The 24,426-nt window shown below is 70.1% G+C and carries 30 protein-coding genes and 1 pseudogene; 16 read left to right on the top strand and 15 right to left on the bottom strand.

What is annotated here, in order from left to right; translation table 11 throughout:
- From HOV77_RS10410 to HOV77_RS10395, 4 genes and pseudogenes are all read left to right on the top strand, one after another.
- Positions 1-218, top strand: a pseudogene (locus HOV77_RS10410) (ABC transporter ATP-binding protein); the annotation flags it as partial.
- Complete coding sequence (locus HOV77_RS10405; RefSeq protein ID WP_290860766.1) at positions 215-2,605, top strand: ABC transporter permease; 2,391 nt, start codon at positions 215-217, stop codon at positions 2,603-2,605. The pseudogene HOV77_RS10410 and the gene HOV77_RS10405, both read left to right, overlap by 4 nt.
- Before the next feature lie 92 nt (positions 2,606-2,697).
- On the top strand, positions 2,698-3,906 hold the full coding sequence (locus tag HOV77_RS10400; protein WP_290860764.1) for a sensor histidine kinase: 1,209 nt from the start codon (positions 2,698-2,700) through the stop codon (positions 3,904-3,906).
- The gene (locus tag HOV77_RS10395; RefSeq protein WP_290860762.1) at positions 3,894-4,526 is read left to right on the top strand and encodes a response regulator transcription factor; all 633 of its coding nucleotides are present in this window, start codon (positions 3,894-3,896) and stop codon (positions 4,524-4,526) included. Before HOV77_RS10400 ends, HOV77_RS10395 begins: the two co-directional genes overlap by 13 nt.
- Here HOV77_RS10395 and HOV77_RS10390 read toward each other — a convergent pair.
- Genes HOV77_RS10390 through HOV77_RS10380 form a run of 3 tightly spaced genes read right to left on the bottom strand, consistent with a single transcriptional unit; the run spans position 4,523 to position 6,643 of the window.
- Positions 4,523-4,816, bottom strand: coding sequence for a hypothetical protein (locus HOV77_RS10390; protein ID WP_290860760.1), 294 nt, complete (start codon positions 4,814-4,816; stop codon positions 4,523-4,525). The two genes, HOV77_RS10395 and HOV77_RS10390, sit on opposite strands and share 4 nt — an antisense overlap.
- Complete coding sequence (locus HOV77_RS10385; protein WP_290860758.1) at positions 4,804-6,237, bottom strand: trehalose-6-phosphate synthase; 1,434 nt, start codon at positions 6,235-6,237, stop codon at positions 4,804-4,806. The genes HOV77_RS10390 and HOV77_RS10385 overlap by 13 nt, the downstream gene beginning before the upstream one ends.
- Positions 6,224-6,643 (bottom strand): STAS domain-containing protein, encoded by a 420-nt coding sequence (locus tag HOV77_RS10380; protein ID WP_290860756.1) that lies wholly within the window; start codon positions 6,641-6,643, stop codon positions 6,224-6,226. The genes HOV77_RS10385 and HOV77_RS10380 overlap by 14 nt, the downstream gene beginning before the upstream one ends.
- A 168-nt stretch (positions 6,644-6,811) precedes the next feature.
- On the opposite strand from HOV77_RS10380, the gene HOV77_RS10375 reads away from it, so the two are divergent.
- The 3 genes from HOV77_RS10375 to HOV77_RS10365 are packed head-to-tail and all read left to right on the top strand — an operon-like array spanning position 6,812 to position 9,422.
- Entirely contained in the window at positions 6,812-7,486 is a 675-nt protein-coding gene (locus HOV77_RS10375) for a response regulator transcription factor (RefSeq protein WP_290860754.1), read from the top strand.
- Positions 7,483-8,856 carry a HAMP domain-containing sensor histidine kinase gene (locus HOV77_RS10370; RefSeq protein WP_290860752.1) on the top strand — a complete coding sequence of 458 codons (1,374 nt, stop codon included), beginning with the start codon at positions 7,483-7,485 and terminating at the stop codon, positions 8,854-8,856. Before HOV77_RS10375 ends, HOV77_RS10370 begins: the two co-directional genes overlap by 4 nt.
- Positions 8,853-9,422: a GerMN domain-containing protein gene (locus HOV77_RS10365; protein WP_290860750.1), complete on the top strand. Its 570-nt coding sequence runs from the start codon at positions 8,853-8,855 to the stop codon at positions 9,420-9,422. Before HOV77_RS10370 ends, HOV77_RS10365 begins: the two co-directional genes overlap by 4 nt.
- Here the strand turns inward: HOV77_RS10365 and HOV77_RS10360 are convergent.
- Both HOV77_RS10360 and HOV77_RS10355 read right to left on the bottom strand, forming a co-directional pair.
- Positions 9,398-9,961, bottom strand: coding sequence for a class I SAM-dependent methyltransferase (locus HOV77_RS10360; protein ID WP_290860748.1), 564 nt, complete (start codon positions 9,959-9,961; stop codon positions 9,398-9,400). The genes HOV77_RS10365 and HOV77_RS10360 overlap by 25 nt on opposite strands.
- A gap of 88 nt (positions 9,962-10,049) precedes the next feature.
- Positions 10,050-10,640 carry a TetR/AcrR family transcriptional regulator gene (locus HOV77_RS10355; RefSeq protein ID WP_290860746.1) on the bottom strand — a complete coding sequence of 197 codons (591 nt, stop codon included), beginning with the start codon at positions 10,638-10,640 and terminating at the stop codon, positions 10,050-10,052.
- A gap of 114 nt (positions 10,641-10,754) precedes the next feature.
- On the opposite strand from HOV77_RS10355, the gene HOV77_RS10350 reads away from it, so the two are divergent.
- Positions 10,755-11,255: a cupin domain-containing protein gene (locus HOV77_RS10350; RefSeq protein WP_290860744.1), complete on the top strand. Its 501-nt coding sequence runs from the start codon at positions 10,755-10,757 to the stop codon at positions 11,253-11,255.
- 23 nt (positions 11,256-11,278) lie between these two features.
- Here the strand turns inward: HOV77_RS10350 and HOV77_RS10345 are convergent, their stop codons facing one another.
- The 3 genes from HOV77_RS10345 to HOV77_RS10335 all read right to left on the bottom strand — a co-directional run bounded on the left by HOV77_RS10345 (position 11,279) and on the right by HOV77_RS10335 (position 12,589).
- A complete protein-coding gene (locus HOV77_RS10345; RefSeq protein ID WP_290860742.1) occupies positions 11,279-11,836 on the bottom strand; it encodes a hypothetical protein in 558 nt (185 codons plus the stop codon).
- A gap of 67 nt (positions 11,837-11,903) precedes the next feature.
- Positions 11,904-12,224, bottom strand: coding sequence for a multidrug efflux SMR transporter (locus HOV77_RS10340; RefSeq protein ID WP_290860740.1), 321 nt, complete (start codon positions 12,222-12,224; stop codon positions 11,904-11,906).
- Between the two features lie 14 nt (positions 12,225-12,238).
- On the bottom strand, positions 12,239-12,589 hold the full coding sequence (locus tag HOV77_RS10335; RefSeq protein ID WP_290860738.1) for a multidrug efflux SMR transporter: 351 nt from the start codon (positions 12,587-12,589) through the stop codon (positions 12,239-12,241).
- A 78-nt stretch (positions 12,590-12,667) separates the two neighbouring features.
- On the opposite strand from HOV77_RS10335, the gene HOV77_RS10330 reads away from it, so the two are divergent.
- Together HOV77_RS10330 and HOV77_RS10325 are read left to right on the top strand one after the other, a co-directional pair.
- Entirely contained in the window at positions 12,668-13,078 is a 411-nt protein-coding gene (locus HOV77_RS10330) for a MarR family transcriptional regulator (RefSeq protein WP_290860736.1), read from the top strand.
- Positions 13,079-13,168: 90 nt separating this feature from the next.
- A complete protein-coding gene (locus HOV77_RS10325) occupies positions 13,169-13,753 on the top strand; it encodes a hypothetical protein (protein WP_290860734.1) in 585 nt (194 codons plus the stop codon).
- Between the two features lie 4 nt (positions 13,754-13,757).
- Here HOV77_RS10325 and HOV77_RS10320 read toward each other — a convergent pair whose 3' ends face one another.
- The 3 genes from HOV77_RS10320 to HOV77_RS10310 are packed head-to-tail and all read right to left on the bottom strand — an operon-like array spanning position 13,758 to position 16,110.
- Positions 13,758-14,426, bottom strand: coding sequence for an ankyrin repeat domain-containing protein (locus HOV77_RS10320; RefSeq protein ID WP_290860732.1), 669 nt, complete (start codon positions 14,424-14,426; stop codon positions 13,758-13,760).
- Positions 14,423-15,055, bottom strand: a complete 633-nt coding sequence (locus HOV77_RS10315) for a response regulator transcription factor (RefSeq protein ID WP_290860730.1) — start codon at positions 15,053-15,055, stop codon at positions 14,423-14,425. Before HOV77_RS10315 ends, HOV77_RS10320 begins: the two co-directional genes overlap by 4 nt.
- Positions 15,052-16,110 carry a sensor histidine kinase gene (locus HOV77_RS10310; protein ID WP_290860728.1) on the bottom strand — a complete coding sequence of 353 codons (1,059 nt, stop codon included), beginning with the start codon at positions 16,108-16,110 and terminating at the stop codon, positions 15,052-15,054. Before HOV77_RS10310 ends, HOV77_RS10315 begins: the two co-directional genes overlap by 4 nt.
- A gap of 140 nt (positions 16,111-16,250) precedes the next feature.
- Between HOV77_RS10310 and HOV77_RS10305 the strand changes: the two genes are divergently transcribed.
- On the top strand, positions 16,251-16,781 hold the full coding sequence (locus tag HOV77_RS10305) for a heme-binding protein (protein ID WP_290860726.1): 531 nt from the start codon (positions 16,251-16,253) through the stop codon (positions 16,779-16,781).
- An 89-nt stretch (positions 16,782-16,870) separates the two neighbouring features.
- On the opposite strand, the gene def is transcribed toward HOV77_RS10305, so the two are convergent.
- Together def and HOV77_RS10295 are read right to left on the bottom strand one after the other, a co-directional pair.
- The gene (gene def, locus HOV77_RS10300) at positions 16,871-17,446 is read right to left on the bottom strand and encodes a peptide deformylase (protein WP_290860724.1); all 576 of its coding nucleotides are present in this window, start codon (positions 17,444-17,446) and stop codon (positions 16,871-16,873) included.
- Positions 17,443-18,780, bottom strand: coding sequence for a helix-turn-helix domain-containing protein (locus tag HOV77_RS10295; RefSeq protein WP_290860722.1), 1,338 nt, complete (start codon positions 18,778-18,780; stop codon positions 17,443-17,445). Before HOV77_RS10295 ends, def begins: the two co-directional genes overlap by 4 nt.
- Before the next feature lie 167 nt (positions 18,781-18,947).
- On the opposite strand from HOV77_RS10295, the gene HOV77_RS10290 reads away from it, so the two are divergent.
- Positions 18,948-19,262, top strand: coding sequence for a hypothetical protein (locus HOV77_RS10290; protein ID WP_290860720.1), 315 nt, complete (start codon positions 18,948-18,950; stop codon positions 19,260-19,262).
- Positions 19,263-19,403: 141 nt separating this feature from the next.
- Here HOV77_RS10290 and HOV77_RS10285 read toward each other — a convergent pair whose 3' ends face one another.
- Positions 19,404-20,051: a metallophosphoesterase gene (locus HOV77_RS10285; protein WP_290860718.1), complete on the bottom strand. Its 648-nt coding sequence runs from the start codon at positions 20,049-20,051 to the stop codon at positions 19,404-19,406.
- A gap of 152 nt (positions 20,052-20,203) precedes the next feature.
- Here HOV77_RS10285 and HOV77_RS10280 point away from each other — a divergent pair, with 152 nt between their 5' ends.
- The 3 genes from HOV77_RS10280 to infC all read left to right on the top strand — a co-directional run bounded on the left by HOV77_RS10280 (position 20,204) and on the right by infC (position 22,823).
- Positions 20,204-21,286: a Dyp-type peroxidase gene (locus HOV77_RS10280; protein ID WP_290860716.1), complete on the top strand. Its 1,083-nt coding sequence runs from the start codon at positions 20,204-20,206 to the stop codon at positions 21,284-21,286.
- Positions 21,283-22,080 (top strand): family 1 encapsulin nanocompartment shell protein, encoded by a 798-nt coding sequence (locus HOV77_RS10275; protein WP_290860714.1) that lies wholly within the window; start codon positions 21,283-21,285, stop codon positions 22,078-22,080. Before HOV77_RS10280 ends, HOV77_RS10275 begins: the two co-directional genes overlap by 4 nt.
- A gap of 221 nt (positions 22,081-22,301) precedes the next feature.
- Positions 22,302-22,823: a translation initiation factor IF-3 gene (gene infC / locus HOV77_RS10270; RefSeq protein ID WP_363259980.1), complete on the top strand. Its 522-nt coding sequence runs from the start codon at positions 22,302-22,304 to the stop codon at positions 22,821-22,823.
- On the opposite strand, the gene HOV77_RS10265 is transcribed toward infC, so the two are convergent.
- On the bottom strand, positions 22,792-23,979 hold the full coding sequence (locus HOV77_RS10265; protein ID WP_363259978.1) for a low temperature requirement protein A: 1,188 nt from the start codon (positions 23,977-23,979) through the stop codon (positions 22,792-22,794). The two genes, infC and HOV77_RS10265, sit on opposite strands and share 32 nt — an antisense overlap.
- Positions 23,980-24,070: 91 nt before the next feature.
- Here HOV77_RS10265 and HOV77_RS10260 point away from each other — a divergent pair, with 91 nt between their 5' ends.
- On the top strand, positions 24,071-24,367 hold the full coding sequence (locus HOV77_RS10260) for a hypothetical protein (protein WP_290860711.1): 297 nt from the start codon (positions 24,071-24,073) through the stop codon (positions 24,365-24,367).
- Positions 24,368-24,426: the final 59 nt, after the last annotated feature.

Here is a 24,426-nt window from a genome sequence, read left to right as displayed (position 1 = left end):
CGGGGGCCCTGGACCTGCAGTCCGGCCGCGAGGTGCTGGCGCTGCTGCGCTCGGTGGTCGACGAGTACGCCACCGCAGTGATCATGGTGACGCACGATCCCGCCGCCGCGGCCTGGGCCGACCGGGCGGTGATCCTGGCGGACGGCCGGATCGTCCGGAATCTGCCGGAGCCGACCGCCGAGCTGATCGCGCACGAGATGATGGCGGTGACCAAGTGATCCGCCTCGCGATCGCCGGGCTGCGCAGTCGCCTGGCCGCCTTCGGAGGCACGTTCGTGGCCGCCGTCCTGGCGGTGGCGTTGATCGGCGGCGCGGCGTTGCTGCTGTTCTCGGTGTTGACCGCTACTCCGACGACGCATCGGTTCGACGCCGCCGCCGTGATGGTCGGCGGTGACCGCGAGGTCAGCCTGACCACGGTGAAGGACAAAGGTAAGGGTAAGCAGAAGTCGAAGACCAAGACCGAACGGCTGTCGGGCGCTCCCATGCTGCCCCGCGAGTGGGCCGGGAAGTTGGCGGCCGTACCCGGCGCGGAGAAGGTGACGGCCGACTACGCCTTCCCGGTTTCACTGACCACATTGGATGGCAAGCCGGTGGGCAACCCGGTGGGGCATGGCTGGGCGAGCGCGGCGTTGATGCCCTTCACTCTCCAGAGTGGAGCTCCTCCGGCCCGGGGTCAGGTCGCCGTCGACCCCTCGCTCGGCCTCCAAACCGGCGACAAGGTACGCCTGGTGACCCGGACCGGCGTACGGGAGGCGGTCGTGTCGGGCGTACTGGCGCAACGGCTGGCCGAGCAGAAGGCGGTCTTCGTCGCCGACGACGAGGTCGAGGCGGTCTCCGGACTGTCCGGGCCGACGGCGTACGCGGTCTTCGGCACCGCGGCCGCCGAGGGGGTCAAGACCGCAATCCAATCAGAGGCCGTCTACGAAGGTCAGGACAAGGTCAAGGCGGACCTGCCGTCCGCACTGCCGGACTACATCGGGGCGATCTCCATCTTCGGGTTCGTCATCGGCATCACCTCGTTCGCCACGGTGTTCGTGCTGACCGGGACGGTCGCGCTGACGGTCCGGCAGCGCTTGCGGGAACTGGCGTTGCTGCGGGCCACCGGCGCGACGCCCCGTCAGCTGTGGCGGTTGCTGAGCGCCGAGACCCTGTTCATCACATTGGCCGCGGCAGTGGTCGGCGGCCCGCTGAGCATCGTCGTCGCCGAGGTGATCGCCACCCGCTTCCGGGATCTGGGCGCGGTACCGCCGCAGTTCACCGTCGGCGTCAACGTCGGCGTACTGCTGGCCGCGATCGCCGTCACGGTCGCAGTCGCGCAGGTCAGTGCCCGGTTGGCGGCCCGTCGCGCGATCCGGATCGCCCCGGCGCAGGCGTTGCAGGAGACCCTGGTCGAGGGGCGGACCGGGTGGGTGTTCCGAACCCTGGCCGCCGTCGTATGCACAACGGGCGCGTTCGTGATCCTGGCCGTGGTGCCGCTGGACGGCCCGTTCGGCATGGGCATGACGTTCATCTCCAGCGCGCTGCTGCTGAGCGCGGTCGGCGCGGCCGGTCCGCTGCTGGTGAAGGTGCTGGGCGGGCTGCTGTCGCGGGTCGCCGGGCTGACCGGGATCGCGGGCTGGCTGGCCGGCGCGTTCACCCGAGCCGAGAACCGCCGGGTCACCTCGGTCGCGGTGCCGCTGGCGCTGATGGTCGCGATCAACGCGCCGATGCTGATCAACAGCGCGCTGTCCGCCGATCTCGCGGCGGATCAGGAGGCGCGGCGAACCGGGACAGCGGCCGTCGCCACAGGTGTCCTGCCGTTGTCGGCGCTGCCCGACGACGGTGACTACACGGCGATCCTGCCGACGCGGTTGATCGTCGACGAGGGCGGCAAGCCCGAGGACTACGCGGCTTTCGGCGTACTGCAACGGGGCGCGCCCGTGCTGGACCTGGGATACACCGACGGCAGCGGGACCGGGCTCTCGGCGAGCGAGTACCTGGCGCGAGCCAACGGCTGGCAGGTCGGCGACACCGTGCAGGTGTGGCTGCCCGACGGTTACCCGACCGAGTTGAAGCTGACCGGGATCTTCACGAACAACCGCGGGTTCGGCGACCTCGTGGCTCCGGCCGATCTGGTCGCCGCCCACGATCCGCGCGGCGTGGTCACCTCGGTCGCGTTTCACGGAGCGTTGGTGTTGCCGGGCATGCAGGTCCGTCCGCCGCAAGCGGCGGCTGCCGGCGACGCCGACGAGCGCCAGGGCGCCTGGGAGATCATGATCGCCGTCTCGCTGGGATTCACCGCGATCGCTGTGATCAACACGTTCGCCGTGGCCGCCGCCGCCCGCCGCGCCCAGCTCACTCAGCTGCGCCTGCTGGGTGCGACGCCGGGGCAGATCCGCCGGATGACCGCTCGGGAGGCCGTCGTGACCGTCGCGGTCGGGCTGACCCTCGGCGTGGTGGTCACCACGATCGTCGTCGGGGCGTTCAGCGCCGCCCAGGACGGGAACCTGCGGCTGATCGTCGATCCGGTCGCGTACGGGGGTCTGCTCGGGGTGGTCGGCCTGCTCGGTCTGGCGGCGGGAACGCTGCCCGCCCGGCTGGTGCTGCGCTCGATCCGCCCGATCTGAGCCCAGGAAAGATCATGCGCCGGTCGGACGCCTTCCCAGCAGCCCGAAAGCGGCCGGCCGGCGCAATGATCATCCGAGCTAGACTCCGCCTCGTGCGTACCGCCCGATCCTTCGCCTACCTGGCGACAAGCCTCGTGGCCGGTCCGATCGGGTTTGTCTGGACGCTCGCGACCACGGTGCTGATGGCGGTCGGCGCGGTCACCGCCCTGGGCGCGCCGGTCTTCCTCGCGGTCGCCTGGGCCGACCGCCACCTGGCCCAGCTCGAACGCCGCCGGGCCGCCTGGGTCCTGGGCACGGCGATCGCCTCGCCCTACCTGCCGGTCAGCGGGAAAGGCCAGGCCCGCCGGCTCGCGGCTCAGCCCGCGACCTGGCGGGACATGGCATGGTTCGCCGTACTCTTCCCGCTCGGTCTCACCCTGGGCATCATCGCGGTGGTCACGGCCGTCGTCACGGCGGCCGCCGTCATCGCCCCGGCCTGGGCCTGGTCGGTTCCGGAGCGCCGCGCGCATCCTCTCGTCCAGCAAGCCATGGGTACGCACAGCGGCCGTCTGCTGATCTCGGCGGTCGGCATCGCCTTGATCCCGATCGTCATGTGGCTGCTGCGGCAGTTGGCGTCGGCGCAGGTCCGGGTGGCGGTCGCGTTGCTCGCCCCGGGCGAGCACGGCCGGCTCGTCCGGCGAGCCCAAGAGCTGGCCGTGACCCGGGCTCGGGTGGTCGACGCCCAAGCGGCCGAGCTGCGCCGGATCGAACGGGACCTGCACGACGGCGCGCAGGCCCGCATCGTCGCCGCCGGAATGACGTTGGCGCTGGCCGAACGCCGGGCACGGCACGGAAACGCCGACATCGCCGATGACGTGGCGACGGCCCGCCGTCAGCTCGACGAGGCGTTGGCCGAGCTACGGCGGCTCGTCCGCGGCATACACCCGCCGATCCTGACCGACCGGGGACTAGCCGCGGCCGTGAGCGCGCTCGCCGGGGACAGCCCGGTCCCGGTGGCGGTCTCGATCGAGGTGCCCGAGCGGCTGCCCCCGGCGGTCGAGTCGGCGGCGTACTTCGTGGTCGCCGAGGGCCTGGCCAACGCGGTCAAGTACGCCGGAGCCACCTCCTGCGGGGTGACCATGTCCGCCGGGGATCGCCTCGTCACCGAGGTCGTCGACGACGGTGCCGGCGGTGCTGATCCGGGCGGTTCCGGGCTCGACGGCCTACGCCGCCGGATCGAGGCGCTCGACGGCACCTTCACCGTCATCAGTCCGAATGGCGGGCCGACCCGTCTGAGAGCGGAGATCCCATGCGCATCGTGATCGCCGAAGACCTGCTGTTGCTCCGTGACGGCCTGGTCCGCATCCTGACGGGCACCGGCCACGAGGTGGTGGCCGCGGTGGACAGCGCCGACGCGTTGCTCGAAGCGGTCGCCGAGCACCAGCCTGATCTGTCCATCGTGGACGTGCGCTTGCCGCCGTCCTATCGCGACGAAGGCATCCGGGCTGCGGTGAAGCTCCGCCCGGCGCCGGTCCTGATCCTGTCGCAATACGTCGAGCGCACGTACGCCGCCGAACTGCTCGCCGACGGCAAAGGCGCGGTGGGATACCTGCTCAAGGACCGGGTGACCGCGCTGGACGACTTCCTCGACGCGGTGGAACGCGTCGCGGCGGGCGGCACCGCGATGGACCCGGAAGTCGTCCGCCAGTTGTTCGCCCGCAACGCCCAGAACCAGGGCGTCGCCGCGCTCACTCCCCGGGAACGCGAGGTGCTCGACCTCGTCGCCCAGGGCATGTCGAACTCGGCGATCTGCGCGGCGCTCGTGCTCGCCCCGGTCTCGGTGGAGAAGCACATCGGCAACATCTTCGCCAAGCTCGGGCTGCCTCCGTCGGACGACTCACATCGACGGGTGCTGGCGGTTCTGGCGTACTTGAACGGCTAGGAGCCGCCCTGGCTGGGGATGCTGCCACGCGAGGTGACCACGCGGGCGTCTCCGGTCCGGGCGCATACCTCGACGACGTGGACCGAACGCGGTTCTTCGAGGACCACCAGCCACCAGCCGTGCGCGTGCGTGGCGTCGGCGTATGTCCACTCGCGAACACCTCCGCCGGGGTGCGGCACGACGGCGATCGCCCTCGCGATGGCGAGTTCCTTGGGCAGCTTGTCGTCCGCGGCGTACGGAAGCATCACCGACCCTACCCCGGCGAGCAGCCGCCGCATCACTTGACGCACGCGGCTTGCCCTCGATTCGCGTACCGGTACGCCGTCACGACGTCGACGGTGTCGAGGAACGACTCGGTCGATTTGGCCGCATCGGCGGCGTGGATGCGCGACCGCATCGCCGCCATGCCGTCGTCGGGCTTGGCCCGCAGCTCGATCGCGGCGCAGATCGCATCCTTCACCTCGACCAGGTCTTCGGGGTTCACGACGGTCGCCTCCGGCAGGTCGGCCGCGGTGCCGGAGAACTCCGAGAGCACGATCCGGCCGGTGTCGTCCAACCGGGTGGCGGCGTACTCCTTGGCGGCGAGCGTCGCCCCTTGCCGGGACGGCAACGCCAGCAGCACGTCGGCGGCCAGATACAGCGAGGTGAGCTCGACCGGATCGAGCTCGTGGCGTACATAGTGGACGACGGGATGGCCGAGCCTTGAGAACATCCCGTTGATCTGCGCCACTTGGCGGTCCACCCGCTCCTGTACGCCGGCCGGGTGGGCCGCCTCCGAACCGGCCGCCGCCACGTGCACCAACACCGTCGTGAGCGGGTCGACCCGGCCTTCGGCGATGAGTTGCGCGTACGCGTCGAGGCGCTGCTCCACGCCCTCGTGCTCGTCGAGTGCGCCGATGGAGAGCAGCACCGTTTCCGGGTCGCCGAGGCTCTCCCGGAGTTCGCGTACGCGATCCCGCACGGCCGGGTCGGCGGCGAGCCGGGCGAACCGAGCGGCGTCGACCGAAGGCGGGAAGGCGGTCGCGACCACCATGCGCCCGTCGGCCAGCAGGAGCCGGTCTCCTCGCCGCAAGCCGGTCAGCTCGTGCGCCGCCGCCAGGAAGTTCGCCGCCGATCGAGCGTCGGGCAGGCCGAGCAGATCCGCCCCGAGCAGCCCGCGCATCACCTTGTCGCGCATGGGCAGCCGCAGGAACCGCTCGACGGGCGGGAACGGAACCTGGAGCTGTACGCCGATCCGCAAATCCGGCCGCGGCCGCCGCAGATAACCCGCCACCAGCATCAAGTGGTAATCGTGAAGCCATACGGTGGCTTCCGGTGCGGCGAGCCGGGCCGCCGCGACGGCGTACCGGTGGTTGACCCGGCGATAGGCCCCCTGCCACGGCTGATGGAACTGCGGCGACGGGCCGCCGTCGTGCATGAGCGGCAGCAGGGTCTCCCGGCACTGGCCCAGGTAGTACTCGGCGACGTCGACGCTCGGCGCGAACAGCCCGTAGAGCCAGGCCCCGGCGACCTGAGCGTCGCGGGAAAGCATGTCGTGGAGGGCCAGCCAGGCCCCACCGCGTCGGCCGGTCGCCATCGCGAAGTCGGCCGTCGGATCGGCGGGCCGCCGCTTGAGCCGCCAGCCCCCACTGCCCGGCTCAGTACGCTCGACCAGCTCGGCCGGCAGTGCGTGGGCCAGCGTGACCAGGCCGAAGGTGTCAGGCCGAGACATCGGGCACCTCCGCAGTGACCGGCTGCTCCGCAGTGACCGGCGGCCCACCGAGAGTCGCGGCCGGTTGCTCGCCGGGAGTCGCCGGTTGCTCACCGGGATCGGGTGGCACGACGTGCAGGACTCGATCCGCCCGGGCGAGCCGCAGGTTGCGCCGCAGCCGCTCCGAGGGCGAGCGCAGGGTCAGCAGCCCGCCGTCGAGGCGCGCGCGGCGATGGGCTTCCAGCAGCACACCTATCGCGGCGGCATCCAGGAACGGGCACTGCTCCAGGTCGAGGACGATCTCGACGGGCGAGACGGCCAGCGCGTCGTCCAGCAGCCTGGTCAGCCGGGACAGGGCCCAGAGGTCCAGTTCCTCGGTGATCACGAGCTCGACGACGGGTATGCGGCTCACCGACGTGCGCGCCATCGTCCCACCTCCATCCGAGCGTCCGACGCTTGAGAACCCTGACCATGGAAAACGGATGTGGCGACCCCGGCCCCAAACCATGACAGTCTCGTGACAAACCGCCGATCGGGCGGCATACGCCCCCTTCGTCGCTGGTCAGCGGCGCGAGCGATGGGCATGATGGCCGACATGGCCTCGGTGCTGGTGATTGAAGACGACGACCGGATCCGGCTGTCGCTGGTGCTGGCCCTCGAAGACGAGGGCTATGTCGCCGAGGGCGCCGCGACCGCCGAAGAAGGGCTGGCCCGGCAGCGCAAGAGCCCGGCCGACACCGTCCTGGTCGACCTCATGCTGCCCGGTCTGGACGGCTTCGACACCATCCGCGAACTGCGCCGGGCCGACGACGTGCCGATCGTCGTCGTGTCCGCTCGCAGCGACACCCACGACATCGTCGCCGCGCTGGAGGCGGGCGCGGACGATTACCTCGTCAAACCGGTCGCGATCAAGGAGTTGACCGCCCGGCTGCGCGCGCTGCGACGACGCGCGCGGGCCGCCGCGACCGCCATGCCGACGCTGACCTTCGGCGAGCTGACGATCCTGCCGCTGGCCGGCGAGGTCACCTTGAACGGTGAGCCGGTCGCGCTGACGCGTACGGAGTTCCGGCTGCTCTGTGAGCTGGCCGAGCACCCCGGCATGGTGCTGTCCCGGCAGCAGCTGCTCGAACGGGTCTGGGAGTACGACTTCGGCGACGAACGCCTGGTGGACGTGCACGTCGGGCGGCTGCGGCAGAAGATCGAGGTCGAGCCGTCGGCGCCCCGGCATCTGGTGACCGTCCGGGGACTGGGCTACAAGCTGCAACGATGAGACGGCTCCGGCAACCTGGTCTCCGCGTACGCGTGACGGCGGCGTTCGCCTTGGGTGCGCTCGCCATCTCGGCCACCGTCGCGATCGCCTCCTTCGAGATCACCCGGCAGACGTTGCTGGCCGGTCGGGAGCGCTCGGCCCTGCGGGCGGCGTACTTCGACGCGAACGTGGTCAACGCCGGGCTCGGCGACGACGATCCCGACGTCCGGGAGCTGCTGCGATCGCTGGACACCGGCAGCACCCGGCACGCGATCATCTACCGCGACGGCGACTTCTACGCCCGCACCGCCGACGCCGGTTACACCAAGGCGGTCTCCCCCGATCTCCAGACGCTTGTCGGGTCCGGCCAAGCCGCCGTGCAACGCGTACGCACCGACAGCGGAGCCGCGTTGGCGATCGGCATACCCCTGCCCGACGGCACCCGCTTCTACATCATCGACTCGATGAGCGAGCTCGACCAGACGCTACGGGTGATGTCGCTGGTGCTGGCGCTGGTGGCAGCCGCCACGACGGCAGCCGGCGCAGCCCTCGGGGCGTACGCGAGCCGCCGAGTCCTGCGCCCGATGCGAGTGGTGGCCGACGCCGCCCGAGACATCGCCGGTGGCGACCTGACCGCGCGGCTCGACCCGGCCACCGAACCGGACCTCGAACGGCTCACGACGTCGTTCAACCGCATGGTCGACCAGCTCGCCGCCCGGCTGGAACGGGATCGCCGGTTCGCCGCCGACGTCAGCCACGAGCTGCGCTCGCCGTTGCAGACGCTCGCCGCAGCGGCGAGTGTACTGTCTCGCCGCCGCGACCAGCTCGACACGAGGAGCGCTCAGGCCGCCTCGTTGGTGGCCGACGAGGTCGACCGCTTCCAGACGCTCGTGACCGATCTGCTCGAACTCGCCCGGGCCGATCAGCCGGCCGACCGGCGTCCCACCGAAGTCGCCGAGCTGGCCCGGCAAGTCGTGTCCCGCAAGGGTTTCAACCAGGCACTCGTCACCGCCGAACCGGGCGAGCTCGTCTGGCCGGTCGACCCGCGGCGGTTCGAGCAGATCATCGCCAACCTGATCGACAACGCCGTACGCCACGGCGGCGGACCCGTCGCGGTACGCCTCGGCCACGACGACGGAATCGGCTGGCTCGAAGTCGACGACGAGGGGCCCGGCGTACCGCCCGCCGACCGGGAGACGATCTTCGACCGGTTCGTCCGTGGCCGGGCGGCCAACGCCCGAGCCGACACCGACGGCACCGGATTGGGACTGGCCCTGGTCATGCAGCACGCCGTCGCCCACGGCGGGCACGCGTACGCCGGTGACCGGCCGGGCGGCGGCGCCCGATTCCGGGTCGAGTTCAGCCTGGCCACGGACGGTGAATCCGCATGAAGTGGCGAAACGTATTGCTGGCCGCGGTCCTGCTGGTAGCCGGATGCGGCGTGTCGACCGAGTCCGACCCACGTGGCGTCTCACCGCCACCGGGCCCGTTCGCCGGGCTCACCTCGCCCCGGCCGTCCGCTCCCGCGACGGCGGCGACCGGTCGCATCGACGAAGTCCTGTACTTCATCCTCGCCGGCAGACTCGTCCCGGTGACCCGCCGAGTCGACCTCCAGCCGTCGGTGACCGAGCTGATCAGCGCGTTGCGCGCCGGGCCGGCCCCCACCGAGCGGGAAGCCGGACTCACCACCGCCCTCGGTGGAACGGACGTCGTCGCAGCGGTCTCGATCAGCGGCAGCCGCGTCGAGCTGGCGTTGGCCGCCCCCGTCGAGGGAAGCGGCCGGGCCGACGAGGCGTTGGCGTACGCCCAACTCGTCTGCACGCTGACCGCCCATGCCGACATCCAGGACGTGGTGTTCACCCGGGACGGCAGCCCGGTCGGCGTACCGCGTGGGGACGGCTCGCTGTCGGAGGGGCCGTTGACCGCCGACGACTACAGCAGGCTGTTGGGCGGGTAGCCGACCGCCCGCGCGAGCAGCACGCTGAACCCCGGTTCGGTCGGAGTCGCCGGGACGAATTGGGTGTCGACGATCGCGAACCCGTACGCCACCAGCGTTCCCGGTGACGGAGTGGCGATTCCGGCCAGCCCGAGCAGTCCGCCCGGGGCGATCACCCGGCGCAGTTCCGGCAGCTCCACCGGCCACGCCGCGCTCGGCGTACGCTGCCGGCACGTAACGACCTCCACACCGGCGGTCGGCATCGGCAGGGCGGTCGGCATACCGCGGACGAAGCGCGCGTGACGGGCGTTGGCCGCCGCCTCCGGCAGCACTCGCACATCCTCGTCGACTCCCGTCATGCGCGTACCCGGGAAGAAGCGCAACGCGAGCCGCAACAGTTGTCCCGCACCGCAACCGACGTCGAGCAGGCTTGTCGGCTGTGGACGCGCACGCACGATCCGGTCGAGGAGCACCGTGGCGGTCAGAACCGCGAAGGGCGGCCGCGCGTGCCTCGGCGCTCCGGGCGCCGACGGCACGCTGAGCCGGGAATGCTGCCACACGCGAGCACGCTAACCGCGGTTCTGTCGCTGGTGGACGGCTGTCATCGATCCGTCATGGGATCTGGTCGGGACCGCCACACTGCCGTCGTCAGCGGCCTTCCGGGGCCGGCTTCAGGCCGTCGAACACCAGCTTCAGCACGTCTCGCATGTACGCCTTGGGCAGCGGGCGGGACCGGAGAAGCCAGCGGTGGTACAACGGGCCGAAGACGATCTCGACGGTGGTCTCGAGGTCGGCGTCCTCGCGCAACTCACCGGTCTTCTGCGCCTTGGCGAGCCGTTCCGTGGCCTCGACGATCGCCCGTTCCAGCAGATCGCGTACGCCGTCGGCCGCAGCGTCGTCGGACTGCGCGGCGATCAGCAGCCCCCGCCAGACCGCACCGGCGTCGGAGCTGAACAGCCGCTGGATCGCGGTCGTCTGAGTGAGGAGATCCGCCATCAGATCGCCGGTGTCGGGGAAGCCGGCCTGCTCCTCCCGGATGCGCTGCATGTATTCGAGGAGCACCGCCGCCTTCGACGGCCACCATCGATAGATCGTCTGCTTGCCCACGCCGGCCCGGGCGGCGATCGCCTCGATCGTGACGGCGGCGTAGCCGACCTCGGCGCACAGGTCGGCGGCGGCGGTGAGGATGGCCTGCCGCGACTGCTCATTGCGCCGGTTCGGGTCGGGTTGACGGCTCATGGGGAACCACCTTACCCGTCGCGAGGCGAAACGTCTCGTCTTGACAAGACGAGCGTTGCCGGGCACAGTTCAGCGCGAGACAGACCGTCTCGTCTCTTGTCTATGGAGGTCCTCGTGTCCGAATTCACCCAGCTCCGTGGGTCCGCCCGGCTTCGCGGCGGTCTGCTCAGCCGCGCCGCCGACGCGGAGGTGCTGAAGAGCGACCCGTCCAGCGTCATCCGGCTGCTCGCCGATGCGGAAGCGACCGGCGGGGTACTCACCAGCCATCGGTCGACCCTGCGTGACGGGAATCCAGGCGCCCCACCGCATTTCCATGCGCACGGCGACGAACTCTTCTTCGTGCTGGAAGGCCGGTTGCGGCTACTGGTCGGCGAGGAGATCGTGACGCTGGACGAGGGCGATCTGCTGCTCGTGCCGCCGTACATGCCGCACGCGTTCAAGCCCGAGGCCGGCCATGACGCCGACTTCCTGTGCGTCTTCACCCCTGGTACGCCCCGCGCCGACTACTTCCGGCTGCTGGACCGGTTGCACTCGGGCGAGGCGAGCTGGGAGGACGTGTTGCAGACCCAGGAGCTCTACGACAACCATCACGTCCAGACGGATCTCTGGCGATGACGTGCTTTCCAGGTCGGCAGAACTCAGGCCGTCGGAGCCACCTGCCGGTAGAGCAGGTTTCCGGGCGAATCGGGGTCGTCGCTGGTGTAGAAGTCCCGGATGGCGTCGAGCACTTCGAGCACCGACAGCAGGCCGTCGCCGTCGGTGTCGACCGCGGTGAACGCGCCGGTGATGTCGTCCACTGAGGACCCGATCGCCCGCCAAAGCCGGGCAAGTTCGGCCGGGGCGAGATAGCCGTCGTTGTCGCCGTCGGCGAGCCGGATCGTGGCGAGCGCCATCGGCGTGTAGACGGCGGCGAACTTCTCGCCGTCGATGAACGCGCCCTGGAAGGCCGCGCCGAACTCCTCTCGCGTCATGCGTCCGTCGCGGGAGACTCCGGCCTGGGAGCAGAGGCAGTCCCAGTACCACCCGTAGAGGCTGACCGTCTCCCGGCCGCGCGCGGTGGAGGTCTCCTGCCCGAAGGCGCCCAGTACGCGCCCGGCCTGCTGCAGAATCGCGGCCCGGTCGATCGTGCCCCGGCGCGCGGTGTCGATCTGGTCGAAAGCGGCATCCAATTTGGGGGATAGCGGCGTTTTCTCCATGAATGAACGGTAGGGCGGGAGCGTCGCCCGGCACAACGGGACTAACCCGACAAGGCGACGCTCCCCCTCAGGCCCCGGACGACAGCCGGAGCGTGACGGCTCCCGCGATGATGGAGAGGAAGCTGAGCAGCTTGGGCAGGGTGAGCTTCTCCCGATAGACCAATGAGGCGAACACGACCGTGCCGATCGACCCCATGCCGGTCCAGATCGTGTACCCGACCCCGACCTCGATGGTGCGTAGCGCGAGACTCAGCGAGAAGACGCCGCCGGCCGCGGCCAGCAGGGTGAAGACCGACGGCCACAGTCGAGTGAAACCCTTGGTGGCATTGGTTCCCAAGGCGAACGCGATCTCGAAGACGACCGCGACGGCGAGATAGATCCAGGACATGACTTCCTCCGCGATCAATGGGTGGATGCAGCGGGCCGGTCGGCCAGCTTGAGGCCGAGGACGCCGCCGATGATCAGGAAGAACGCGATGATCTTCCCGGCGTTGAGCGACTCCTCGAAGATCAGCGTGCCGAGCACGACCGTGCCGACCGAGCCGATCCCGGTCCACACGGTGTAGCCGACACTGACGTCGAGCGTTCGCAAGGCGAGGCTGAGGAAGAAGATTCCCGCCGCCGCGGCGACGATGGTGAGCAGCGACGGTCCCAGCCGGGTGAAGCCCTCGGTGGCGTTGGTCGCCAACGCGAAGACGACCTCGAAGACCGAGGCGATGAGCAGGTAGATCCAGGCCATGACGCGCCTCCGCATTGCTTGTATGTACAAGTACTTGCCGGGACAAAGCTTGTATGTACAAGTAAGCTCTTGTCAAGACGAGAGGACGGCGGCGTGGATCACGACGAACAGCTGTGGGCGGGCGTACTGGGGATGTATTCGCACGTCGAGAACCGGTTGGGGGCGATGCTCCAACGCCGGCACGGATTGGGGCTGTCCGAATACCGTGCGCTCAGTCACCTCGCCGGGGCCGACGGCGGCGAGCTGCGGATGACCGAGCTCGCCGATCTGCTCGGTCTGACGCAGAGCACAATGACGCGACTGCTCGGCCGCCTGATCGCCGCCGGATACGCCGATCGCGACACCTGCCCCGAAGACAAGCGCGGTGCGTACGCCGTGATCACGGCGGCCGGGCGGGCGAAGCAGACGAAGGCCCGCCCGGACTACGCCGAGACACTGACCGAAGCGCTCGACACCGCCGAGGACTCCGCCCCGTTCCTGCGCGCGCTACGAGTGAGCCGCTGACGCATACCTGCCCGGCCGGGTGGACGACTCGTGTGGACGGCCCCGTGTCACGGGACGCCACGATCCGGCCTCACCAGGCATGATCTGCCGATGGCGTACGACCAGGATCCGCCGACGCAGATGCTGCCGACCACCCAGCCGGGACGGCACGCCGCGCCGGTCTCGCCCAACCGGTGGCTCTTCGGGGTGATCGGCGGCGGCGCCGTGCTGGCGATCGTGCTCGGCATCCTCGCCGGTCTGCTGTTTTCCGGCGGCGGTTCCAAGCCGAAGCAGTCCACTGCTGCCGGTCCGACTGCAACTGCCGAGCCGACGGCCGAGGAGACGCTCGAACCGACCCCGGAGGCGACGACGGCGTCCCCGTCGCCGACTCGCAAGCCGTCACCGACTCCGACGCGGAAGTCCGCTACCCAGCTCGTCGCGTCCGCCCGTGCGCTGCTGGACTCCTACGTACGCGCCGGGCGGATCAAGGGCGATGCCGCCGCAACGCTGACGGAGGATCTGCGGGACCTTGCTCGTGACGTCGCCGACGGCAACTCCCGGCGAGCATGGGGCAACCTGAGCGACGCGTCCCGGCACCTCCGCAGCTTCCACCGCGAAGGTGCCGTCGGCGATCGGGAGTACGAGGCGCTCAACGCCTCGCTGACCGAGATCGGCAAAGCGCTGGCCCGTAGTTGATCTCCTAGGCGAGCAACGCCGCGATCTCGGTGTAGCCGCGCTCCTTGGCGTGCTGCACCGGAGTGACGCCGTTCTTGTCGCCGATGCCCGGGTCTGCCCCGGCGTTCAGGAGGATCTGGACGATGTCCACGTACGGCTGGGTGCCGTCGCCGAGGATGATCGCCTCCAGCATGGCGGTCCAGCCCAGGTCGTTCACGTGGTTCACGTTGATGCCGGTCTGCACCACTCGGCGTACGTAGTCGACGTGACCGCGTTCGCTGGCCGGGATCACCGAGATGCCGCCGAACCGGTTGCGCAGGTTCAGGTCGGGCTCGGCCGGAAGCAGCGCCTCCAGCATGGCCACGCTGCCCGTGACGCCGGTGACCAGCCATGGGCTGTCGTCCCGGTCGTCTTGCGCGTCGACGTCGGCCCCCGCCGCCAGTAGCACCTTCGCGGTGTCGACGTGATCGTTGAGCGCCGCCAGCAGCAACGGCGTACGCCGGTTGCCGTCGCGTACGTCGACCGGCACGCCGGCCGCCAGCTCTCGGCGTACCGTCGCGGTGTCACCGGAAGAAGCCGCGGACAGCAAGGTTTCGGCGGAGGGCATGGCGGGCTTCTCTTTCTGCAAGGCGACGACGGTGATGGACAGCACGGCCGCGAGGACCGCGAACAGCACGATGAGACGGCGCTTCATGGACGACCTCGCAGGGTGATCAGGCGGCGGTTGACCGCTTCCGTGACCGCCGCGGTACGCGAATCGACGCCGAGCTTGCCGAAGATGTGCACGAGGTGGGTCTTGACGGTGGCCTCGCTGATCAGCAGGCGGCGGGCGATCTGCTGATTGGTCAGCCCCTCGGCGAGCAGGGTGACGATCTCGGTCTCCCGGGCCGACAGCGCGACGCCCGGCTGGTGCACCTGACGAGCGAGCCGTCCCGCGACCGCAGCCGACAGCGCGGTACGCCCCGCGGCCGCGTCCTCGATCGCGCGGAACAAGGCGTCCGGCGCGATGTCCTTCAGGATGTAGCCGACCGCACCGGCCGCCATCGCACGGACCACGTCCGCGTCACTGTCGTAAGTGGTCAGTACAAGCACGCGCGGAGACGGGTCGAGCTCCAGCAGTCGCCGGGTCGCTTCGACGCCGTCGATGCCCGACCCGAGCTGGAGGTCCATGAGGACGACCTCGGGTTGCAACGCGGCGGCCAGCGACACCGCCTGTTCGCCGGTGCCCGTCTCGGCGACCACCTCGACGCCCGGCTGGGACTCCAGCAGCGCGCGGAGTCCCGCCCGGACGACCACGTGATCGTCGACCAGCATCAGCCTCATGAGGAGACTCCCTCCGTCGGGATCGCCACCGCGATCGCCGTGCCCCGGCCCGGTTCGGACTCGACGGTGACCCGGCCACCGGCCAGTTCGGCCCGCCGGGCGATCGCCTCCAGGCCGAAGCCTCGGCCCGGACCGGCGGCGGGCTGAGTCGGATCGAAGCCGATCCCGTCATCCACCACATCGAGCCGAACTTCATCGGGCAGGTAACTCAAGGTGACCGCGGCTGCCTGCGCCTGGGCATGCTCGGTCACGTTGGCGAGCGCACCCTGGGCGATCCGCAGCAGCGTCATCGTCGTCGTCTCGGGGAGCGGATAGCGCTCGCCGTCCACGGCGAACCGGACCTGCGGCGTCGGCGTCGATGCGCATACGTCGGCGATCGCCTGCTCCAGGCTGCGCCCCTGCAACGAATTGAGATCCATGACGACGGTACGGATGTCGCCGAGGGTCTCGCGGTTGACCGTCATCGCCTGCCGGAGGTTCGCCTGGGCGGCATCGGCCGGCCACGCCCGGTCGGCCGCCTGGAGCAGCAGGTTCACGCTGGACATGCCCTGGGCGACGGTGTCGTGCAGGTCCCGGGCGAGCCGGGCCCGTTCCTCCAGGGCCCCCGCGCGACGGCGGCTCTCGGCGAGCGCCTGGCTGGTCCGGGCGAGCTGCAGGTACGCCGCCGTGGTGATGATCGCCACCCCGGCCGGACCGGCGACCAGCCCGAGATCGGGATGCCACCCGTTGAGCCGGACGAAGGAGAGCACCACCACCGCGGTGAGCACGGCGATGATCGTGATCGCCGTACGCGGGGAGTAGTCATCCAGCGCGACGAAGACGAGTGGCACAGCGCACAGGGCGAAGCTGGGCGCGATCAGGACGATGGCCAGCCATACGACGGCGACGAGGATCAGCCCCATCCGGCGCGGCTGCCACACCATCGTCAGGGCGTACGCGATCGCCAGGAGGGCGGCGAGCCCGAGCACCGGCGCGTTCCAGCCATGCCGGGCCACATACCTGGCCGCCGACGAGGCGAGCAGCAGGTAGAACCCGGCATGCATCCAAACGCGCATGATCCAACCCTAAGGCCGCCGGGAGCGCCGCCATCAACCATTCGATGGATGCCGCCGTCGATCTCCCGCACCAAGTGAGGGCCTGTTTTCCCGGCAAGACTCGATTCCATCAGCCGCTTGAAAGGAAAGAGATCATGCAGATGAGCCGCCGTCTCGCCCTCACCGTCGGAGCAGGCGCCCTGACCGCTGCGGGTGCCCTGGGGATCGCGCTGCCCGCGACGACTGCCGCCGCCGTCACCGCCACTCCCGCCGTGTCCGTCCGCTCCACCGTCGAGGTGCGTACGCTGACCGACGACGCCGTCATGCGCGCCGCGCAGGCCGCACTCGCCGCCGCCACCAAGGACGGCCAGAAGGTGTCCGTCGTGGTGATGGACCGGTCGGGCGTCGTCCGCATCGCCCTGCACAGCACCGGGGCCGGCCCGCAGACCGACGAGTCGGCCGAGCAGAAGGCGTTCACCGCCGTCTCCTTCGGCCAGGCCACCTCGGCGCTCGCCGCCCGGGCCGGTGGCGACGGACCGTCCATCCGCGACATCCCGGGCACGCTGTTCCTGGGTGGCGGGGTTCCCGTCGTCGTCGACGGTGCGCCGATCGCCGGCATAGGCGTGGGCGGCGCTCCTAGCGGCGACCTGGACGAGAAGTACGCCGCCGCCGGTGCGGCCGCACTCCGCTGACCCTTGTAAGGCGCTGGATCAGGGTTCTGGGTCGAATCTTCTCCCAAGATTCGACCCAGAACCCTGATCCAGCGCCCAAAGGAGAAGCGTCAGGAGACCCAGGAGGGGTCGTCCCGCCGATGGTCGAGGTAGTTCTGCACCGTCGTCAGGCTCGCCATCGACTCCATCCGGTCGACGAACTCGAAGCCGTCGAGGTGGTCGACCTCATGCTGGACGACGCGGGCGGCGTACCCGGTGAACTCCTGGTTCACGACCGTGCCGGCACGCCCGGCGAAAGTGACGACGACGGAGAACGAGCGGGGAACGACCCCCATGATCCCCGGTACGCTGAAACACCCCTCCCAGCCCAGCACGTCGGCCGGGGTGCGCTGGACGATCACGGGGTTGACCATCTCGACGAGCGGCGTCTCGGGCCGATCGGGGAACACGTCGGTCTTGCGTACCTCGATGACCACGACCCGGGCGGACACCCCGACCTGCGGCGCGGCCAGCCCGGCGCCGTTGAGCGAACGCAGTCGCGCGACCATCGCGTCCAGCAGATTCTCCGCCGCCGAGACGGGATCGATCAGCGCGACGGGCGCCTTCAGCCGAGGGTCGCCGATCGTGACCAGGCCTTCGCCGGCGATGCCGGACATCCAGCCGCGGTCGCTCTTGGCCAAGCTCATCTCGCGGCTCCCCACGGAACATACAAGCGCCGGCATCGCTCCACATTGTCGTCGAGCTGCTGGAGAAGCGTCTCATAGCCGCTCAGTCCACGCAGCGAGGCGAGGCCGAAATCCTGTTCCCGCCGCAACAACTGCGCCGACAGGAAACCCAGCTCGATCGCGGTGCGCAGACACCCCAATGCGAGCTCGGACTGCCCCAGTTGTGCGTACACGTGGGCCAATCGATAGGTGATGTAGCCGTTGGCCGGATGCGCGGCGCGGAGCTCGTCCGCCAGCCGCCGGGCCGTCTCCACCTGCCCGGCCGCCGCGTGGATGTTCGCGAGCCAGGCGGCGGTCCGGCTGTTCGGCTCGCTCGCGCTCAGCCGATCCAGCGCCTCGCCCCAGGTCCCGGGGTCCAGATAGCCGAGGAGTGTCCACACTGTCATGTCTTCGGGATCGGCCGTGACGGCCTCGCGGGCCACGCGCGCCGCGAGGCCGCGATCTTCCATGTGGTACGCCGCCAGCGCGACCGCCCAGCGCGTGTTCGCGTCGGTGGGATGACTGATCAGGTACGCCCCGGCGGTCCGCACCGCGGTTTCGTGGCGGCCGAGCAGCATCAGGCACCAGATCCGCAGTTTCTGCGCGGCCAGATCGGTGGGGTCGGTCGCCAGCACCGCCTCGACGAGCGGCAGGGCGACGTCGGCGAGCCCGGCGTTGGTCAGCGCGCGGGCGAACGCGGCCGAGGCGTCGAGGCTGTCCGGGTGACGCAAGTAGACCGAGCGACCGGCGCGCAGCGCGTGCTCGTGCCAGCCCATGTCCCAGCAGGCCCGGATGAAGGTGACGTGCGCGATCACCGAACCGGGATCGGCTTCGAGCGCCGCTTCCACGTCGCGCAACGCCCGTTGCAGCGCCTCACCGGAGTCCGGCCAGCCCGCGAAGTACTTGCGCCACCGGGTGTAGCCGCGGGCGGCGATCGCACCCGCGAACGTGGGATCGTGGTCGACCGCCCGTTCGAGCAGGGCCGCGGCGGCCTCGATCCCCTGCCGGTCGTCGTGCCCGAGCAGGCCGTATCCGCGCCGGTAGAGTTCCCGTGCCGGACCGTCCTCCCAGGACAGAGCCGGGCCGGCCGGCGGAGCCGGGGCGTACGCCGACCCCGGGCCGCTGAGCAGGTCGGCGAGGTCTTCGACGGGCAGCCGCAACGCTTTCGCCAGCCGGGGACGGTGCCACGGCTGGGGCTCGGTCTCGCCGGATTCCCAGCGGATGACGGTGGTGCGGTCGACGCCGAGTTCGGCCGCCAGGTCCTCCTGACTGAACCCCATCGTCTTGCGTCGCTCCGCCAGCGCCCGGCGCTTCACCGTCCACCCCCAACCGTCTTGCATATTTACGCAGATCAGGACAGCCCGTGCAACGCCGATGCCACCTTTCTGCGACGTTGTCACCGTGTCGGTGGAGCGGCGTACCTGGTTGGCTGGTCACCGTGACACCGGCTTCATTGGGAACGACAGCTTCAGCGGAGGGCACCGTGCGTGAGCCATCAGCCCTGGAGGTGGTGCTCCGCCTCGGCTCAGAAGCGATCATCCGGACCGACACCGAGGACGGCGGCCCCCCGATGCTGTGGATCCGCTCCGGGCTGACCGAGATCATGCTCACCCCGTTCGCCGCCAGCGAAGGCGGCGAACTGACGAAGGCGGATCTGGAACTCGCCTCCGACCTGGTCGTGGCCGTCGTCGCGTACCGGGACGCCATCTACGACCATCTCGCCCGCTCGGGCGCCGTCAGCAAGCCCGCGACGCGCCGGATGCGGCGGCCGCGTGGTCACCCGAATCCGGAGGCCTGACGCGTCACCCGATCGCCCGATCATGGGCCGCGTCACGCGGCGCGTGCGGGTGATCTCCATCGTGGACCATGTCTCCCCTGCTCGCCGGGCTCGTTGGCCTCGCGGGACGGCATCCGGCCGTCCGCCGCAGCAAGAGGAGGTTCACGATGCCGGCCTGAGGCTGACTCGCCCGGGCGCCCTACGAACGGGCGCCCGGCCCCCGCCCTTTCCGCGCGGCCCCCGCCCTTTCCGCGCCCTTTCCGCGCGGCCCCCGCCCTTTCCGCGCCCTTTCCGCGCGGCCCCCGCCCTTTCCGCGTGATCATGAACTATCGGGCGTGATCGATCGGCGTGTCGAGTCCACACCACCCTGATCAATCCCATACCGCCATGATCAACGCCGCCGCGGGTCAGCTCCTCCGGCGTGGTCCATGGCAAGCGGGTCGTCGAGACGACGCCCGGGGCGAGCAAGCCGTCGTGACGACCCGGAATGCTCGAATCGCACAGCGCGAACAGAACCCCGCCCACGCGGTGCACGCTGTTGATCGGCCCGTCGCCCGAGTCCTCGCCCAGCACTTTGCGGTACGCCGCGCGTACGTCGTGGTTGCCGGGCAGCATCAGCACCGGAACCGGCGCGACGAGTTCCGCGCGGGCCTCCTCGTACTCCTCGATCGCCCCGTGATCGGCGATGTCTCCGCTGACCACGATCGCGTCCAGCGGCATCGGCCGCAGCCAGGTCATCACGCGCCGGGCGCGCAGCCGGGCCCGTTCGCCGCCGTCGAAATGGGTGTCGCCGACGTGCGCGAAGATCATGATTCCACCGTACGGCGCAGCGTCCACCCCGGGCAGGCGCCAATCGCTATCCGGTGGACTCGTTCGACCTGCCCGTTCCTCAGGGACCGGTGTCGTCCGGCATTCGCCCGCTGAACCGGCCGAGCGCCGATAGGCTGGCCGAGGGTGATCAGATGCTGGAGCCGCAGAACGTCCTGGCGCCGCCGGCGAAGGCGGCCGTCTTCCTCGTCGTCACCGTGCGAGCCGGGGCCGAAGACGAAGTACGCGATGTGCTCGCCGACGTCGCCGGGCTGACCCGCGCGGTCGGGTTTCGCGTACCGGACGACGGGTTGAGCTGCGTCGTCGGGGTGGGCGCGGACTTCTGGGACCGTGCGTACGGGCTGACCCGGCCGGTCGGGCTGCATCCGTTCCCCGCGCTGACCGGCAGCGTGCATACCGCCGTGTCGACCCCGGGCGACCTGCTGTTCCACCTGCGGGCCCGGCACTTGGACCTGTGTTTCGAGCTGGCCCGGCAGATCATGCTCCGCCTCGCCGCGTACGCCGACGTCGTGGACGAGGTCCACGGTTTCCGCTACTTCGACGAGCGCGACCTCCTCGGATTCGTCGACGGCACCGAGAACCCCGTCGGATCGGCGGCGGTCGCCGCCGTGACGATCGGCGACGAGGACCCCGAGTACGCCGGAGGCAGCTATGTCGTCGTGCAGAAGTACCTGCACGACTTGGCGACCTGGGAGCGTCTGCCGGTCGAGGAGCAGGAACGCGTGATCGGCCGCCGGAAGCTGAGCGACATCGAGCTGCCCGACGCGGTGAAACCGGCGAACTCACACGTCGCCCTGAACACGATCACCGATCCCGACGGGACCGAGCGGCAGATCGTCCGGGACAACATGCCGTTCGGCTCGGTCGGCAAGGGCGAGTTCGGCACCTACTTCATCGGGTACGCCGCCACGCCGGACGTGATCGAGCAGATGTTGCGGAACATGTTCATCGGTGACCCGCCCGGCAACCACGACCGCATCCTCGACTTCTCGACCGCGGTCACCGGGAACCTGTTTTTTGTCCCCACTGCCGAGTTCCTCGAGGATCCACCCGCTCGCCTGGCTCTGCGAACCACGATCGCCGAAGGCGTCGCGGATCCGGCCGCCTCGATCGGTGCACCGGCAACGGGATCAGCCGCCTCGGTCGCGGCGCCGGCAACAGGATCGGCCGCGGGATCGCTCGCGATCGGGAGCCTGAAAGGGAGCGGACAACCATGAACAACCTGCATCGGGAACTCGCTCCGATCTCCGAGGCAGCGTGGGCGGAGATCGAGGACGAGGCGCGTCGCACCTTCACCCGGAACGTCGGCGGACGCCGGGTGGTCGACGTCGTCGGGCCGTCCGGTGTGACGTTGTCCGCCGTGGGAACCGGCCACCTTCGCGAGCTCGACGCGCACGTGGAGGGCGTACGCGTCCGGCAGCGGCTGAACCAGCCCGTCGTCGAGCTGCGCGTCCCGTTCACCGTCACTCGCCAGGCCGTGGACGACGTCGAACGAGGCGCGAAGGACTCCGACTGGCAGCCCGTCAAGGATGCCGCGAAGCGCATCGGATTCGCCGAGGACCGGACCATCTTCGACGGATCGGATGCGGCCGGGATCGTCGGCATCGGACCGTTCAGCTCGAACGCACCGCTGCCGATGCCCGAGGACGTCCGTGAGTTCCCCGACACCGTGGCCCGGGCGATGAGTGCGCTGCGGTTGGCCGGGGTCGCCGGTCCCTACAGCCTGCTGCTGTCGGCTGAGGCGTACACGGCGGTCGCCGAGACCACCGATCATGGGTACCCCATTCACCAGCACTTGGCCCGGCTGCTGAAGGACGGCGAGATCATCTGGGCTCCCGCGCTCGAAGGCGCGTTGCTGGTGTCCACTCGCGGCGGTGACTATGAGCTGCACCTCGGTCAGGATCTGGCCATCGGGTATCTCGCGCACGACGCCAACGTGATCGAGCTGTATCTCCAGGAATCGCTGACCTTCCTGGCGCTCACCGCGGAAGCGAGCGTGTCCGTTCGTTAACCGGTGGACAGCTCCGAGCGCGCCGGTTTAGCGTTGCCGGTGACTCGACCAGAGAGAGGAGGTGACGCCGTGAGTCGCGATCAGATTCGCCCGGGCGCCGCCTCCGATCAGATGTCGCAGGTGTGATCCAGCGCTTCTCGCCCGGGCACCCGTACCCGTGAGCGAGAAGGAGTTTTCCCTTGGATCGTTCCCGTTTTGGGAAGACCGACGACCGACGCCGGATGAATGCCGTCGCCGAACCACGTGTCAACGACCAGATCCGGTCGCCCGAGGTACGCCTCGTCGGGCCGGAGGGTGAGCAGATCGGCGTCGTCGCGCTGGCCAGGGCTCTGGAAGTGGCCACCGAGGTCGGCCTCGACCTGGTCGAAGTCGCGCCGCAGGCCCAGCCGCCCGTGTGCAGGCTCGTCGACTACGGCAAGTACAAGTACGACGCCGGCGTCAAAGCGCGCGAAGCTCGCCGCAATCAGCAGCAGACCACCGTCAAGGCGATGAACTTCCGGCCGAAGATCGACCCGCACGACTTCGAGACGAAGAAGGGCCACGTCCAGCGGTTCCTCCGCGGCGGCAGCAAAGTCCGCGTGACCATCTGGTTCCGCGGACGCGAGCGGTTCCGGCCCGAACTCGGGCTGAAGGTGCTCACCCGGCTGGCCGGGGAGGTCGCCGACGACGGAGTCGTCGAAGCCGAACCCCGCCAGGACGGCCGCAACATGGTCATGATCCTGGCGCCCCACCGAACCCGCTGACAGTCAGCTTGTCGCGTACGGCCACGGCGGCGACGATCGCCGTGGCCAGCGCGGTCAGCAGAATCGGCGGCAGATACGGGCCAGCCGGCACGAGTGCGACGAGTACGCCGCAGGCCACCAGCCGCGTACGCGAGACCCGGCGCGACAGCGCCCACTTGTAGAGCGCGTGCCCGCCGAGGAACAGCGCTGCGCCACCGAGGATGGTCGCGATCGCCGGCCAGGTCGGATGTCCGGCGGGATGCGCGATGACGAGCTCGTCGCCGACCGCGCTCACGATGACGCCCGCCACGATCGGCAGGTGGAAGTAGGTGAACGCGTTGCGGCCCAACGCTCCCGGGTCAGTCGAATGCGAGATCACGGCGCTGCCCAGTTCGGCGTTGCGGTCGAAGTAGACCCACCAGAAGGCGACCGCGCCGCCGAACGCGATCACCAGCGCGGCCAGGCGATCCCAGGTGAACGGCAGCGCGCTGAAGGTGGCCCCGGTGACCAGAATGGACTCGCCCAGCGCGATGATCAGGAACAGCTGGCAGCGTTCGGCGAAATGCGTACCGGAGATGTCCCACTCGGCCGTCCTCGACCGGCCGAGGATCGGCGTCGGGAACAGCAGCGGCGGCCCGGCGAGGTCGAGGACGATCGCGACCAGCCAGAGTGCGTACCGGGCGTTGCCGTGGGCGAAGCCGCCGACGATCCACACCGACGCGGCCAGCGCGTTCCAGAAGAGGATGCGGATGAAGTTCGCGTGCTGCACCGGCATTCCGCGGAAGAAGTACACCGCCGCCCCAGTCCGGCCGACCTGGATCACCGCGTACGCGACCGCGAAGGCGAGTCCCCGGTCCGCGCCGTGCTCGCCGAACGCGTTCGGCAGCATCGCCGCCATGACCAGTCCGGCCAGCATCACGCCGAACAGGACTAGGCGTACCGGTCGGCGGTCGGGGTGGAAGAAGTTCGTGAACCACGTCGTGTACTGCCAAGCCCACCAGACCGCCACGAGCAGCATGGCGGTCTGGAGAGCGCCGGCCCAGGTCAGGTTGCTGAGCAGCAGATGCGACAGCTGCGTCACGGCGAAGACGTAGACCAGGTCGAAGAACAGCTCGGTGAACGTCACCCGATCCTGTTCGTGCGTACGCTCGCGCAGCGGCGTCGTGTTGCTCGTCACCGAGCAAGTATGCCGACCGGCCGGCCTGCGACAACCGCTCAGGCCGGCGTCGCTGGTCGCCTTCGGCGCTCCGCGGCCCTACGCTCAGATCGTGGTCGCCCTCTGGCACACGTACACGCTGCACAGGTACCCGCTTGTGTTCGCCTCACCGGGCGCGCGCATTCCCCCGCCCCGCCGGCCGCTCGAGGCGGATCCGGCATCGGACGATCTCCGCGAGCGCCTGCCGCCCAGTGCCCGTGATCAGCTCGCCCATCTGCCCGCCTCCACGGCGTTCGTCGCCTGGACGATGGCCTGCGACGGCCATTCGCCCGCGTGGCTCGCCCGCCACCTCGACCTCTCCCCCGCCGACGCGGCCACCGTCTGCAAGCTCGCCGCAGGTCACCACTGAAAGCGCGACCCGCCGAAGAGCCACTGAACGCGCGACCCGCCAAGGAGCCGCTGAAAGCC

The sequence above is a fragment of the Hamadaea sp. genome (genome assembly GCF_013362815.1).
In the GTDB taxonomy this organism is placed as follows: domain Bacteria; phylum Actinomycetota; class Actinomycetes; order Mycobacteriales; family Micromonosporaceae; genus Hamadaea.
The sequence above is the reverse complement of the archived record's forward strand: the minus strand, read 5'-3'. Positions and strand labels throughout refer to the sequence as shown.